Origin of the sequence: Capsulimonas corticalis (assembly GCF_003574315.2) — a bacterium.
GTDB lineage: Bacteria > Armatimonadota > Armatimonadia > Armatimonadales > Capsulimonadaceae > Capsulimonas > Capsulimonas corticalis.
Map to the genome: position 1 here is coordinate 7,091,361 of NZ_AP025739.1, position 13,011 is coordinate 7,104,371.

15 protein-coding genes are annotated in these 13,011 nt (G+C 57.8%); 11 read left to right on the forward strand and 4 right to left on the reverse strand.

What is annotated here, in order from left to right:
• The first annotated feature begins 15 nt into the window (after positions 1–15).
• From D5261_RS30925 to D5261_RS30960, 8 genes are read left to right on the forward strand one after another with little or no spacing between them, the layout of a single operon-like run.
• Positions 16–771 carry a 4Fe-4S dicluster domain-containing protein gene (locus tag D5261_RS30925; RefSeq protein ID WP_119321626.1) on the forward strand — a complete coding sequence of 252 codons (756 nt, stop codon included), beginning with the start codon at positions 16–18 and terminating at the stop codon, positions 769–771.
• Positions 772–776: 5 nt separating this feature from the next.
• On the forward strand, positions 777–2,174 hold the full coding sequence (locus D5261_RS30930; RefSeq protein WP_119321627.1) for a hypothetical protein: 1,398 nt from the start codon (positions 777–779) through the stop codon (positions 2,172–2,174).
• The gene (nrfD, locus tag D5261_RS30935; RefSeq protein ID WP_119321628.1) at positions 2,162–3,565 is read left to right on the forward strand and encodes an NrfD/PsrC family molybdoenzyme membrane anchor subunit; all 1,404 of its coding nucleotides are present in this window, start codon (positions 2,162–2,164) and stop codon (positions 3,563–3,565) included. Before D5261_RS30930 ends, nrfD begins: the two co-directional genes overlap by 13 nt.
• A 2-nt stretch (positions 3,566–3,567) precedes the next feature.
• A complete protein-coding gene (locus D5261_RS30940) occupies positions 3,568–4,095 on the forward strand; it encodes a quinol:electron acceptor oxidoreductase subunit ActD (protein ID WP_119321629.1) in 528 nt (175 codons plus the stop codon).
• Positions 4,092–4,868 (forward strand): c-type cytochrome, encoded by a 777-nt coding sequence (locus tag D5261_RS30945; protein ID WP_119321630.1) that lies wholly within the window; start codon positions 4,092–4,094, stop codon positions 4,866–4,868. The genes D5261_RS30940 and D5261_RS30945 overlap by 4 nt, the downstream gene beginning before the upstream one ends.
• On the forward strand, positions 4,858–6,366 hold the full coding sequence (locus tag D5261_RS30950; protein WP_165864222.1) for a cbb3-type cytochrome c oxidase subunit I: 1,509 nt from the start codon (positions 4,858–4,860) through the stop codon (positions 6,364–6,366). The genes D5261_RS30945 and D5261_RS30950 overlap by 11 nt, the downstream gene beginning before the upstream one ends.
• Positions 6,363–7,448: a cbb3-type cytochrome c oxidase subunit II gene (locus D5261_RS30955; protein WP_119321632.1), complete on the forward strand. Its 1,086-nt coding sequence runs from the start codon at positions 6,363–6,365 to the stop codon at positions 7,446–7,448. The genes D5261_RS30950 and D5261_RS30955 overlap by 4 nt, the downstream gene beginning before the upstream one ends.
• A gap of 37 nt (positions 7,449–7,485) precedes the next feature.
• The gene (locus tag D5261_RS30960) at positions 7,486–7,626 is read left to right on the forward strand and encodes a hypothetical protein (RefSeq protein ID WP_165864223.1); all 141 of its coding nucleotides are present in this window, start codon (positions 7,486–7,488) and stop codon (positions 7,624–7,626) included.
• Between the two features lie 33 nt (positions 7,627–7,659).
• On the opposite strand, the gene D5261_RS30965 is transcribed toward D5261_RS30960, so the two are convergent.
• Positions 7,660–8,259, reverse strand: coding sequence for an ArsR/SmtB family transcription factor (locus D5261_RS30965; RefSeq protein ID WP_119321633.1), 600 nt, complete (start codon positions 8,257–8,259; stop codon positions 7,660–7,662).
• A 661-nt stretch (positions 8,260–8,920) separates the two neighbouring features.
• Between D5261_RS30965 and D5261_RS30970 the strand changes: the two genes are divergently transcribed.
• A complete protein-coding gene (locus tag D5261_RS30970) occupies positions 8,921–9,310 on the forward strand; it encodes a hypothetical protein (protein WP_119321635.1) in 390 nt (129 codons plus the stop codon).
• A gap of 20 nt (positions 9,311–9,330) precedes the next feature.
• On the opposite strand, the gene D5261_RS30975 is transcribed toward D5261_RS30970, so the two are convergent.
• The 3 genes from D5261_RS30975 to D5261_RS30985 form a co-directional block, all read right to left on the reverse strand.
• On the reverse strand, positions 9,331–9,642 hold the full coding sequence (locus D5261_RS30975) for a four-helix bundle copper-binding protein (RefSeq protein ID WP_119321636.1): 312 nt from the start codon (positions 9,640–9,642) through the stop codon (positions 9,331–9,333).
• 403 nt (positions 9,643–10,045) lie between these two features.
• Positions 10,046–10,198, reverse strand: coding sequence for an alpha/beta fold hydrolase (locus D5261_RS30980; protein WP_165864224.1), 153 nt, complete (start codon positions 10,196–10,198; stop codon positions 10,046–10,048).
• The gene (locus tag D5261_RS30985; RefSeq protein ID WP_165864225.1) at positions 10,191–10,856 is read right to left on the reverse strand and encodes an alpha/beta fold hydrolase; all 666 of its coding nucleotides are present in this window, start codon (positions 10,854–10,856) and stop codon (positions 10,191–10,193) included. The genes D5261_RS30980 and D5261_RS30985 overlap by 8 nt, the downstream gene beginning before the upstream one ends.
• Positions 10,857–11,036: 180 nt before the next feature.
• On the opposite strand from D5261_RS30985, the gene D5261_RS30990 reads away from it, so the two are divergent.
• A complete protein-coding gene (locus D5261_RS30990) occupies positions 11,037–11,765 on the forward strand; it encodes an SDR family NAD(P)-dependent oxidoreductase (protein ID WP_119321637.1) in 729 nt (242 codons plus the stop codon).
• A gap of 259 nt (positions 11,766–12,024) precedes the next feature.
• A complete protein-coding gene (locus tag D5261_RS30995; protein WP_218025592.1) occupies positions 12,025–12,981 on the forward strand; it encodes a family 1 glycosylhydrolase in 957 nt (318 codons plus the stop codon).
• Positions 12,982–13,011: the final 30 nt, after the last annotated feature.

Sequence of the window (13,011 nt, forward strand, 5' to 3'; positions counted from 1 at the left end):
CGAAAGCGAAAATACATGGCGGATATCAGAAATACAGAAGATCAGACGCCCGGGAGCACTCCGAAGGACAAACGCGCGCATCGATGGGCCATGGTCATCGACCTGGACCGCTGTACCGGATGCCATGGGTGCGAAACGGCCTGCTACGCCGAAAACAACATTCCGGTCACCGGGCCGGAGCAGAGTCACAAGGGACACGCTCACCAATGGATCCGCGTCGAGCGATACTGGGAAGGCAGTTACCCCAGCGTCAAAGCGCGATTTATGCCGATCCTCTGTCAGCAATGCGGGGAGGCGCCCTGTGAGCCCGTGTGTCCGGTCTACGCCACCTATCACAACCCCGAGGGACTGAACGCTATGGTTTACAACCGCTGTGTGGGGACAAGATATTGTGGAAACAACTGTCCCTACTCAGTGCGTGTCTTCAATTGGGAGGAACCATCTTGGGCTGAGCCGCTGAACCAGCAGTTGAATCCTGATGTTACTGTCCGCGAAAAAGGCGTCATGGAGAAATGCACGTTTTGCGTTCAGCGAATTCGGCGGGCGGAGGAGCGCGCCGACGCCGAAGGGCGCCCCCTCCAAACCGATGAGTTCACCACGGCGTGCGCGCAGGCCTGCCCGCCGAAGGCAATCACCTGGGGCGATCTGAACGACGACGCTTCCGCAGTCGCCAAACTCTGGAAAGACCCACGACGCTTTCGCCTCCTTGAGGAACTAGGGACGGAACCGTCCGTTGTCTATTTGCGCTCTATCGATAACGATGAGGACTAACATCCATGGACGACGGCCAGCCCCTCAGCTTCCTCAAATCTCCCCTGGACGCCTTGAGCGCGCCCGGTGTCGCCGCGCCGACGGCACGGCTCCGCCAGGGCCCCTCACCACAACTGCACGGCCGACTCGCAGCCGCGAGCGCGGTCTGCGCGGCGCTGGTCGTGGTCGCGGGATTGATCGTCTGGCTATGGGGTTACCCGAGCCAGAAAGATAATCCCGGCTTCTGGCATGTCTCACTGGTTTCACTTCTCTTCTGGATTTCCGTGACCCAGGGAATGGCGGCGATTTCCGCCATCCTGAGGATCTTCCACGCTTCGTGGCGGTTCCCGCTGAACCGGCTGATGGACTTCTCCTCGCTCTTCGGGCTTTGGGCATGCGCTTTGCTGCCATTTCTGGTGGCGGCCCGCGACCAAATCTACGCCCTGGGCGCGGCAAAGTACCAAAACAACGTTTGGCGGATGGCGGGACCGACTTTCTATGATTGCCTGGCGATCGGTGCGGCTTATATCGCCGGATGGGCGCTGCTTTATTTGACCGCGCTGCCGGACTTCGCCGCGCTTCGCGACAAATCCGAGCCTGGCGGCAATAGGCGCCGCCTTTACAGCCGCCTGGCGATGTCCTGGATCGGCGCCCGAGAGCAGTGGAACCGGCTTCGCATGGCGGAGGGAATTCTCGTCGTCGGCGTTTTGGCCGCCTTCGTCGGTTCGCAAACAGTGCTGGGCTGGGATTTTCAACTGGCGGCCGCCCGAAACTGGGACTCGAGCATCTTCGCGCCGCTCTACACACTAGGATCACTGCTGGGGGGTCTTGCGCTGAGCGTGCTGGTCATTACCGTCGCCGGGCGGGTATTGCCTGGGAGCAGTCTATTTACAACGGACCAATACGATAATCTCGGCCGCTTCATGATCGCGCTCGGGATGGTCTGGTTTTACTTTCGCTGGTGCGACTACTTGACCGCGTGGTACGGCAAGATTCCCGTCGAGTGGGCGCTGCAAAATAACCGCGTCGCCGCCTTCCCCATCCTCGCCGGGATTATGACGTTCGGGTGCTTCTTCGCGCCCGTGTTCGGCGGTATGTTCCGGGCTATTCGAACGTCCGCCTGGGGCCTCTGCGCGGTGAGCACTTGCGTGCTGGCCGGCCTTGCGGTGGAGCGCTATCTCGATACCGTGCCGACCTTCGCGCCAAACTATCCGCTTTCGGCTTTGACGCCCACCGCCGCGTCCTCCGTCGTTTTCCTGGGGATATCGGCGATGTTCGTGCTGACGTATCTCATCGCCGCCCGTTACGTTCCCATCGTCTCCCGTTGGGGCATGGCGAAGAGCCGGATGAGAACTTCGGAGTTCGAAATGGGAGGCGTCCGTCTTACGGTCATGCTGGAGGAGGCTCCAATATGGAAAGCGTAGAGATGCGGAATCGCCGGGGCGCTGATCTTTTCGAAGTGGGAAGTTCGGAGAGCGCCCAAATCAACACCGATCTCCTGCGAGGCGTCTATACGACCGGTAAAGCATGGTGGGCGGCGCTACTGTTCTTCGGAACCGTCACCGCCTGGGCGTTTGGATGCTTCGTCTGGCAAATCGTTCACGGAATCGATGTCTATGGCATGCAGCGTCCGAACTACTGGGGCCTTCCGATCATAAACTTCGTTTACTGGGCGGGAGTGGCCCTCTCCGGGACGATGATTTCGGCGATCCTGCGTCTGCTGCACGCGGATTGGCGGCGGGCTCTGACACGAATGACCGAAACTCTCACGCTCTGCGCGCTGATGGTGGCGGGCCTGTTTCCGATTATCCACTTAGGACGTAACTGGGCGTTCTTTTGGCTGCTGCCTTATCCGAATGAGCGCCAGCTCTGGCCGAATTATCGAAGCCCTCTGCTTTGGGACGCGACTGCGATTTCGGTGTATCTGATTTCCAGCGCGATCTTCTGGTATATCGGCCTGATTCCGGACTTCGCCTTGATTCGGGATCGCGCAATCGGATGGAGAAGGCGGCTTTACGCAAAGCTGGCGCTTGGCTGGCGCGGAACGGACCGCGAATGGCGGCGCCTGCGGGGCCTGTCGGCAATCTTGACGGTCATGATTATTCCGGTGTTTGTGTCACTGCACACCATCGTAGGCTGGGATTTCGGCATGACGATCGTCCCAGGCTGGCATGAGACGATTTTTGCTCCTTACTTTGTCTGCGGCGCGCTTTATTCGGGAACAGGCTCCGTGCTGATTATCATGGCCGTGGTGCGGCGCGCGTATCGGTTGGAAAAGTACATTCTTCCCAAGCACTTCGACAATATCGGCAAAGCGTTGCTAGCGATTTCATTGCTCTGGTTTTACTTTTTTGCAGGAGACGCCTGGTCGGATTGGTTCTCGCGCGACCCCAGCCACATCCACTGGCTTCATTATCTCTTCGGTGGGTATCGATGGGTCCTCTTAACTCTGTTCATCTGCGGCATCGCGGCGCCAATGCTCATTTTGCCGTTTGAAAGGATGCGCCGTGCGCCGTGGGTGATGTTCGCCGTGGGGCTTTCGGTGAACGTCGCGATGTTCTCCGAGCGGTGCATCGTTGTGATTCCTCCGGCGTCTCGCGATTTCCTTACCTGGGGGAACTACACTCCGTCCTGGGTGGGCGTCTCGGTCACGGCGGGAGCCGTAGGACTGTTCGGATTCCTGTACACACTGATGGCGAAATTCGTCCCGCTGGTCTCCCTTTGGGAGATTAAGGAAGGCGAGCGCATGACAGACGCCGCCAGCATCGGAGGAGCTTCGATCCCGCTGGCCGTTCGGGAAGAGGCGATTGGCTGATTATGGCGGATACTACCGTACTTGCATTATTTGAACGGATCGACCCGAGCGCGAATGCGCTTCGGCGGCTGCAAACCGAAGCGCGCTTCGACTGGCGGGACTTGATGGTGATCTCCTCGGCTCCCTTTCCCGAAGGCGTCCTGGTGATGGATCAATCCCCGACGCGCTTGCCGGTCACAACGGTGATCTGCTCGGTGATTGGCGTTGTGTCAGGCATTCTTCTCGCCGGCGGCACAGCGTTGCTTTATGCAATTCCACAGGGCGGAAAGCCGATTGTTCCCGGCCCGCCAACGGCGATTATCGCCTACGAGATGATGATGGCGTTTGCCCTAACGGGCGTCTTCCTGCGCGCGCTCTACGAAATACGCCTTCCGGACTGGCGGGCAAAGGTGTACGACGACCGGATCTCCGAGGGGCTGATCGGCATCGCCGCGCACTGCGCGACGGAGCAACAAGTCAAGCTGGCGGAGAGCATTATGCGCGAAGAGGGAGCCGGCGACGTGGTGCGCGATGCCCGGAGGTTCGAATGAGGAAGTTTCTGCTTCTCACGCCATTGCTTATCCTTCTCGCTGGGTGCGGAAACCAGATGATGCGGCAGCCGGCGTTCAAGCCCCTGGACACCCCGCGCGCGGCGTCTCCCGCCGCCGCAATCCCATTTTCTCCTGGCCCGCCCTCGTGGGACGCCGCGCCACGAACCGCCGCGTTCGGAGACAATGCCGGGCAGACCGATCCCGCCGGGTCCGCCATGAAAGAACCCGTTCTCCCCGGTCCTAATCTCTCCGACATGGCGCGTCAAATGGCCGCGCCACGCTCCGTGGACAACATTCGGAATCCGCTTGTAACGTCATCCACCGTCATCCATTCAGGAAGGACGATCTTTATGAATAGGTGCGTGCAATGCCATAACGCCAGCGGACACGGGATGGGCCCAATCGGAGGCTATCTCGCCCCGCCTCCGCCGGACCTTGCCGCTTCCATCACACAGAAGCGATCCGACGGAGCGATCTTCTGGCAAATTACCATGGGACAAGGAAAGATGCCGGGATTTCGTCACTGGACCACGCCCGCGCAGCGCTGGTCACTGGTGGCGTACGTACGCAGCCTGAAAAATGGCGGGGCGCCGCCAGCCGATGCGCGGCGTACAGACTACCCCGTTTACGGCTCCATCGGATTTGAGACAGGTGACCCGAGCAAGCCTTTCAAAGAGCTTCCCGCAGCCGGCAACGATATGGTCATTCGCCGGAACCTGGAGGCCACTCAGCTCTGGCGCAATCGATGGAAAGGACAGATCCATGCCCGGTAGAATCTTCCGTTTCCTCCGGCGTTGGCTCGACCGGCCCGACAGCGCCGCGCTTCACGGCCTGATCAGCGGGTCGGTCTGGTTTGTGATCGGAACGACCATCGGCCTGATCATGTCCCACGAACTGACGCTGCCCGATCTCTTTGCTGGGATCCCTCCCCTTGTTTTCAGTCGGTTGCGGCCGGCGCACGTCAACATGATGCTGTTTGGGTTTCTCTCTACGACGTTCTTCGGCGCTTGGTATTACTTAACGCCGCGTCTTTGTCAGACAAGCCTGCGCGGCAACCGGGGCGCAAATCTGTTGCTCTTCCTTTGGAACATTACCATCGCCGCTGGAACGATCGCTCTGCTTTCCGGCGACACCCAGGGAAAGGAATACTCCGAATATCCCTGGTACATCGACTGGGCCGTCGAGCTTCTCCTGATCGGCAATATCGCGATCATCTACCGAACGATCGCCGCGCGCCGCGAGGCGAGGATGTACGTCTCCTTGTGGTATATCGGCGGAACCGTCATGTGGATCGCGATTATGTATGCCATCGGAAACGTAATATGGCATCCATTTACAACGACTTTAGCGAACGGCCAAATCCAATATTCGGGCAGCCTGACCGGCCTTGACGACGCGGTTTGGAACTGGTTTTACGGACATAACGTTTTCGGTTTGTACATCACGACCGGCGGCATCGGGATCGTTTACTACCTTGTCCCAAAGCTGGTAAAGCGTCCGATTTACTCGCACACCATGTCCCTGATCGGTTTCTGGACGATCGTGCTGATGTACGCGCCCACAGGACAGCACCACCTCCTGCAAGGACCGATCCCTAACTGGCTCAAGGTCTACGCCATCATCGGTTCCGTCGGACTGATCGTTCCTGTCTTCACACAATCCACCAATATCTTTATGACCATGCGAGGCGCTTGGGGGGCGATGATTGAGAACATCCCGCTGCGCTTCGTATTGACCGGGTCGTTCTTTTACCTCGCGGTCTCCATTCAAGGCTCCATCCAGTCGCTGATGGTCGTGAACCGCTTCGTGCATTTCACGCAGTGGGTCGTGGCTCACGCGCATTTGGCGCTTCTAGGAGGATTTGGCTTCTTGAGTTCGGGAGCCATGCTTTACATGGTCCCTCAGATCTCACGCAGGCCGCTTTGGAGCCGCAATCTTGCGGATGCTCAATACTGGCTGATGTTGCTCGGCCTTACAGGCTTTTTCTGGTCGCTGACCGCAGCCGGCTTGGCGCAGGCAAGTTCTTGGATCGGCGAAGGCCAGCAAGTCGTCAAGGCCTTGGACGTGGTAAAGCCCTATTTCTTCCTTCGCTCCTGGTTTGGCGGCATGATCTGGGTGGGAGCGCTCCTGCAGGTCGCCAACCTTTATATGACGCTCCGCTCGCCCGCGCCGAGCGCGGCTATCGAACGAGCCGGCTCCTTGAAAGACTTACAAGAGATATCTCCCACAGGCGCGGCGATGATGAACGCTGAGCGAGGTTTGGCGGAATGAAGATGACTCCCTTCGTAATCGTGACGGGCTCCACCCTGATCCTATTCGGCGTCATTCTGGCGAACATTGCGGCGCCGTCCTGGGTGTTTCGGCCGCTTCCCAGCGCCAACGCCGCGCCCTATACGCCTCTGCAGCTGGAAGGGAGAGCATTGTATGTCAAGAACGGCTGCGTTTACTGTCATTCTCAGGAGACGCGCCCGATGGACTGGGGGGTCGGAAGCGGTGAGGCGGCGCAGCCAGGCGACTACGCCTATGACTCCCCGCACCTGATCGGCAGTTCGCGTACCGGCCCGGACCTCTTTCGTGAGGGTGGGTATCATACCGACGATTGGCACTGGGCGCACTTTGAAAATCCCCGATACACGAGGCCACAGTCGATCATGCCTTCGTTCAAGTATATCCGAGGACACGAACGATCGGCGCTCATCGCCTATGTTCAGTGTTTGGGAGGCCGCCGAGGAGAGTCCCGCGCGGAGGAGCAGGGAAGCCTCAAACCCAGGCTCATCGCATACTATGCGAAAGGCCCAGCCGACAACGTTGCTTATCTGAATAAAACGATTCCCAAACAATGGCTGGAGATGCCCAACCCCGTCCCAGCTTCTCCCGGCTCGATCGAGCGCGGCCGCGTCGTCTACGCGGCGTTTTGTACCGGCTGCCACGGGGCCTACGGCGATGGGCGAGGCGCGGCGAAACCTTATCTCAATCCTCCGCCCATGGACTTCACTCTGGTTCAAGCCTCTGGAGCGAATCCGAGTTCTGGGCAGCGCGGCTTCCATTTCAACCCGAGCAAGAACAAAGTCAGCACTCTGAACAACGGCGCGATTTACTACGCAGTTCTTTACGGTTTACCAGGAAGCGCCATGCCGGCGTTTAAAGGCCAATTGGAATCGGAAAAAATATGGGACGTGGGCAACTACATTGGCGCTTCATTCATGGCCTGGAAGAAGCAGGAATACAAAGGGAGATACGACGAACTAGCGCGTTCATGGGATTTTGTCCCTTGCTCCGCCGTCCGAGTAGCGCAGACAAATGCAGGACGAAATACTCAAAAATGGCAAACCCAGGGACGCCATCCAGGGTAAACGCCCCGTATGCAAGAGAAAAATAACAGGATAAAATATGCGCCGTATCGATTTCGGAGACAGGAAAACATGGATGGTCATCACCGCGCTTTTCGCAGCAACCATCCTGATCGCACTCATCGCCTATACGGCGCCGCGCGGACGCGTAGCGGATCAGCCGGTAATTCATATTTACTGACATATCCGCTGCCGCATGAACAACCCAACGACCTCACTCAGAAAGATTTTCGAGATGGGCTCGGTGAACCTCTTGGAACTCGTTGACGAGCTTCAGTATCTGAGCGATGCGCGGGCCGCGCAGGGAGTAGCAGTGGGAAGCTCCATCTCGTGTGGACTTGACAACACCCGCCCGGCTTAAGATTGTCAGGTGTTGCGAGACATTGGGCTGGAGCAGTCCCAGATCATGCGCTATCTCCCCTACGGTACGCTCCCGTTCCGTGAGCAATTCAACAATCTTCAAACGGGTTGGATTTGAGAACGACGAAAATAACTCCACCGCAAATTCCAGCGTACCATCCGACATCGGAGCACTCGTATCGATACTATCCGCCTGTTTACTCAAATCCTTTTCATCTCCTGCCGCATCGTTCTGGCGAAACTCGCCTCTCTGCATTAGAATACCCGCTGCAAGGGGCATTGACGATACTTCAGAGATTGCGGAATTGGCGGAAGAATAATACTGACCAGAAAGCGCCGAACTATCCCATCCGCAGCAGACGCAGGCCCGGGTGTCTCTCCACAGCCGACGCCTGACGCGGCAGCGCTTTTTCCACCGAAATGGGCTGGACTTCAGCGTGTAGGGATTGTTCATCAATCGCACAAAAGCGCCATAGTTAGGAAGGAATTAGATATTTCGAATATTCTAATTCAGTACTGTTACACCATAATAACAGCGCTCTTTTTTCAGTTTCCAGGGTATAATGAAAAAAGTTTCAGAATATTCTAATACGGGAATATGCATGAACGTATCGCTCCTGGCTTCCGTCTGCCCGCAAGGAAACAGACCCGGATTATCGCCATTCCAATTCATAGTATCCACAGATTGACGGCGCGCTTGCCGTTCACCCCATTCCCCAGAATGGAGCCACTCCAAGGGATAAGGCCCCGCCGGCAGGCGCAACGCGCCGTCTCACCCTGAAAGGTTATCGCATGAATTCCGTGACACTGCAGGCGGTCGGGCGGGTTCTGGTCGTTCGTTATTCCAGCATAATAGACGGCAAGTCCGTGCCCACGGAGGATATCATCGATAGTCTTCACGCTCGGCGTGCAAGGTTTGTCGTCATTGACGCCATGCAGTCTCCTCACGCGGACACAGACGGAATTCGATGGTTACTCCGGTTCCGTACCTATCGGGTCGCCGCAGCGCCAAACGGCAAGCTTTGGCGCACATTACAGTTTTTACAGCTTGATCGGAACGTCTTCGGGGCCGTTCGGGCAGCGTGGCAAACCCCTTGGAGCATCAAACACTGCCCATGACGAATGAATCCCTATCTCCCGATGTCAAGCGATTTATCGGTAATTACATCAACTCAGTCGAACAGCTGGATGTACTTCAACTGCTTTGCGAGGACGCACGCCAGACATGGACTGCCGCGAGTGTCGCAGGCAGGCTATACATTCAGTCCGGATCAGCGGAAATGCGGCTCGATGACCTCGCGGCGAAGGCGCTGTGCTCCAGATCCGGAAATAATCCCACTGTCTATCAGTATTACGCTTCCAACGCCGCGACGGATCTCCTAGTATCTCAGTTGATGCAGGTATACCAAGTCCGGCGCGACACGGTGATTACAATCATCTTCTCCAAGCCTAGCGACCGCTTGACCACATTTCCGGATGCCTATTGCTTCCGAGAGGAACGTTAATCCACACAATCGTCTAAAGGCTACGCCGCCATCTGGCGGCACTCGTCAGCACACTGTTGGCATTCCCGCACGCAGCGCTGACAATGCTCCGCTTCATGCTTCGCGCATTCGGCGGCGCAGATCGCAACGCACACCCGGCAAACTGCCTCCACGAACCGGGATCCCCGGCTCAGGAAACCGGCGGCGCTCCAGCAGATCTCCGCGCAGTCTTTATCCCGGCGAACACACTCCGCCATCATCGTGACTTCCTGTTCGCTCAAGCAAGCGTCATGACAGGCTTCACACGCCTGCGCGCAGCGCACGCAGCGCACGCAGGCAGCGCACGCAGGCATCGATACAGGCCTGGCGCTGTTCCGGAAAATTTCCCGTTGTAGTCATGGCAATAGTCCTTTCTGTTGCGAAATCGGCTTCAATGATAGCCGAACGTCATTTCGATGCTCGCCACTGCTGGCGAACCTTAAGCGGCAACAAGGAGATAGCGTTATCCAGACGGATAACCCCAAGAATGTTGCTGGCGACTGTTTCGATTTGGGGTTTCGCCTGGGACGAGTCTCCGGTCCCGCGAGCGTATCGTCACATCTTTGGCAGTCAGGTTCGACGAGATCCGAGCAGGACCAAATCGACGGCAACACAAATAAGTAAGAATTAATACAAATTAGATCATACGAATATTCTTATCCGAGATTCAATTCCTTTAAACACAGGTCGGTGAAGCTTCGGCGAGCGACGCCAGCGTTATGCTCCTGAAACAGGAGCGAGCGTCGCGATGAATTTCCTCAGCGTTTGGGCAACGGCGTCCGGCGCTTCAAGAGGTGAAAGATGCCCGGTGGCCGGAATGACGCTCAGGCAGGCGGCGGGGATACGCGCGGCGACTTCGCGCTCAAGCATGGCCTTGTGCATGACAGGATCGGCGCCGCCGGCGACAACCTGCGTGGGAAATTCGATCGACGACACGCGTGCGGAGATATCTTCGCCAGCTTCCAATCTCCAGCCAGGCCATCCAGGCGGCGCGTGAGCAGCGCAGATTGTCTTCAATTACCTGATCCGCGAGCGCCGGCGTCAGAGGCAGAGCCGTGATTTCGCGCAGAGTCTCCCGCGCGGCATCGCGGTCTCCGTAGCTTTGCGCCAGCCGCGTTCGACCGGTTGCGGTCATCGGTTCTGGTGTCGGCGGCGATGGCGTGATCAGCACGAGCGCTCGCAGCCCCAATGGCCGGCGCGACGCCAGTGCCTGCGCGGCCTTGCCTCCCATCGAGTGTCCGACCAGAACATAACTCCCGATCTTCATGACAGCCGCCAAAGCCTCGATGTCGTCCGCCATATCGTCGACCGTATAGCCGGACGTCGGGGCCTCTGAGTCTCCCCACCCACGCAAGTCCGGCGCGATGCACCGAAATTCGTCCGCAAGAGACGACGCAACCAAGTCCCAGGTCCTTCCAGAGCCGCCGTAATAGTGCAGAAAGACCAGAGCGAGAGCGTCTCCCCTCCCCTGCTCTCGCACACTGAGAAATACGCCGTTTGCTTTATGTTTCGCTGTCACGGATGTCATTGTCACGATCCTCCCAAAGGCTCAAGAGCGCCACGACATTCGGGTTACCCCATGTTCGGTCAAATCAACCAAAATTCCACATGCGCGGCGCCCACGGTTTGATCCATGGGATTTCGTGGTAAACCGTTCCAGAAGAAGCGCCCGCACCGCGTCAAGAGCGGCGGGTGGAAAGAAGCAGACATGAGATTTTCCGATAAAGTGTGTATTGTGTCGGGCGGAGGATCAGGTATTGGGAAGGCGACGTGCGTGCAGATGGCGCGCGAGGGCGGCAAGGTCGCCGTCGCCGATATCAGCGATGACGGCGCCCAGACAGTCCTGGATATCGAGAAGGACGGCGGCGAAGCGATTTTCATTAAGACGGATGTTTCTCATTCTGGGCAGGTTCAGGCGGCCGTGCAGGCGGCTGTGGATAATTGGGGCAAAATCGATGTCGTGGTCAATGACGCGGCGATGATGACATTCACTCCAATCGTTGACCTGCCGGACGAAGATTTCGATAGAGTCCTCGCGGTCAACGTACGCTCCGTTTTTCTTTTCTGCAAATATGCGGTTCCCCACATGAGGCCAGGATCGGCGATCGTAAACATCAGTTCAGTCCACGCCCATGAGACCACAAAGAACGTGGTTCCGTATGCAGCGAGCAAGGGCGCCATGGAGGCGTTCACGCGCGGCTTTTCGGAGGAACTGGTGTCGCGAAAGATTCGCATCAACTGCGTCGCTCCCGGCTCCGTAGATACTCCCATGCTCTGGAACAATCCCAATATCAAGAGCGGAGCGGAGAAGATCACCGGCGCGGTCGGCAAGCCTGAGGATATCGCGAGCGCCGTCTGTTTTATGGCCTCCTCCGAGGCGAAGTTTGTTAACGGCACGACACTGATCGTGGATGGCGGACGTCTCGATATTCTATGATTCGGGAAGAGGCAGCCATGACAACTTTCATGTTCGCGACCGGAATTGAGAACAGCTATCCTACGATCAAGCTGCCGGACGGAAGCGTCAAGCGCGTGGACGAAATGGAGAAATGCGGCCACTACGAGCGCTGGCGTGAGGATTTCCAGCTGGTCAAAGAGATGGGGATCCGATACTTGCGCTACGGCCCTCCCTTTACAAGGTTCATCTCGGGCCGGGGCGCTACGACTGGAGCTTTGTCGACGAAACGTTCAACGCCATGCGTGAGATGGGCATCGAGCCAATCACGGACCTCTGTCACTTTGGCGTGCCCGATTGGATCGGCGGCTTCGACAACAACGATTGGCCGCAGTATTTCGCGGAGTACGCGCGCGCTTTCACCAAGCGATATCCCTGGGTTCGCTACTATACTCCAGTCAACGAAATCTTCGCCGCCGCCGAGTTCTCCGGCCAGTTCGGCTGGTGGAACGAGCGCGGACAAAGCGACCGCAGTTTCGTCCAGGCTCTGCATAACCTGTGCAAGGCCAACGTGCTGGCGATGCGCGCGATCCTAGAAACGCGGGGCGACGCCGTCGTCATTCAAAGCGAATCCTCCGAATACTTTCACCCCGAGGGGCCAAGTGTTCTGGCGCAGGCGAATGTCCTCAATGAAAAGCGATTTCTCTCTCTGGATCTGACCTACGGACACCCGGTCAATGAAGTCATGTACGAGTATCTCATGGACAACGGCCTCACTCGCGAGCAGTACCACTGGTTTAAAGAACATCACGTGAAGGCCAACTGCGTGATGGGAAACGATTATTACGTGACCAATGAGCATCTGGTACACGAAGATGGGAGCACGTCTGGGGCGGGAGAGATCTTCGGCTACTACGTAATCACGCACCAGTACTACCAGCGTTACCGCCTGCCAGTGATGCACACCGAGACGAATCTTCAGGACAGCGAGCGCGCTCCGGGCTGGCTGCGCAAGGAATGGGCCAATCTTTTCCGGCTGCGTCAGGACGGTGTTCCGATCGTCGGGTTCACCTGGTACAGCCTCACGGATCAGGTCGATTGGGACAGTGCGCTGCGTGATGACAAAGGCAGCGTCAACCCGGTCGGTCTGTACGATCTAGACCGAAGAATACGTCCGGTCGGCGAGGAGTACCGTAAACTGATCCGGCAATGGCGAGACATCCTGCCAACAGGCGTCTACAGTTTAAACTTGACATAGTGAAACCGGCCGGAAGCCAAAACCTCGCAA

Bases quoted from the DNA above. Each gene is read 5' to 3' on its own strand.
- D5261_RS30925 (WP_119321626.1), top strand. From the start codon at position 16: ATGGCGGATATCAGAAATACAGAAGATCAGACGCCCGGGAGCACTCCG.
- D5261_RS30930 (WP_119321627.1), top strand. From the start codon at position 777: ATGGACGACGGCCAGCCCCTCAGCTTCCTCAAATCTCCCCTGGACGCC.
- nrfD (WP_119321628.1), top strand. From the start codon at position 2,162: ATGGAAAGCGTAGAGATGCGGAATCGCCGGGGCGCTGATCTTTTCGAA.
- D5261_RS30940 (WP_119321629.1), top strand. From the start codon at position 3,568: ATGGCGGATACTACCGTACTTGCATTATTTGAACGGATCGACCCGAGC.
- D5261_RS30945 (WP_119321630.1), top strand. From the start codon at position 4,092: ATGAGGAAGTTTCTGCTTCTCACGCCATTGCTTATCCTTCTCGCTGGG.
- D5261_RS30950 (WP_165864222.1), top strand. From the start codon at position 4,858: ATGCCCGGTAGAATCTTCCGTTTCCTCCGGCGTTGGCTCGACCGGCCC.
- D5261_RS30955 (WP_119321632.1), top strand. From the start codon at position 6,363: ATGAAGATGACTCCCTTCGTAATCGTGACGGGCTCCACCCTGATCCTA.
- D5261_RS30960 (WP_165864223.1), top strand. From the start codon at position 7,486: ATGCGCCGTATCGATTTCGGAGACAGGAAAACATGGATGGTCATCACC.
- D5261_RS30965 (WP_119321633.1), bottom strand. From the start codon at position 8,259: ATGAACAATCCCTACACGCTGAAGTCCAGCCCATTTCGGTGGAAAAAG.
- D5261_RS30970 (WP_119321635.1), top strand. From the start codon at position 8,921: ATGACGAATGAATCCCTATCTCCCGATGTCAAGCGATTTATCGGTAAT.
- D5261_RS30975 (WP_119321636.1), bottom strand. From the start codon at position 9,642: ATGCCTGCGTGCGCTGCCTGCGTGCGCTGCGTGCGCTGCGCGCAGGCG.
- D5261_RS30980 (WP_165864224.1), bottom strand. From the start codon at position 10,198: ATGCTTGAGCGCGAAGTCGCCGCGCGTATCCCCGCCGCCTGCCTGAGC.
- D5261_RS30985 (WP_165864225.1), bottom strand. From the start codon at position 10,856: ATGACATCCGTGACAGCGAAACATAAAGCAAACGGCGTATTTCTCAGT.
- D5261_RS30990 (WP_119321637.1), top strand. From the start codon at position 11,037: ATGAGATTTTCCGATAAAGTGTGTATTGTGTCGGGCGGAGGATCAGGT.
- D5261_RS30995 (WP_218025592.1), top strand. From the start codon at position 12,025: ATGCGTGAGATGGGCATCGAGCCAATCACGGACCTCTGTCACTTTGGC.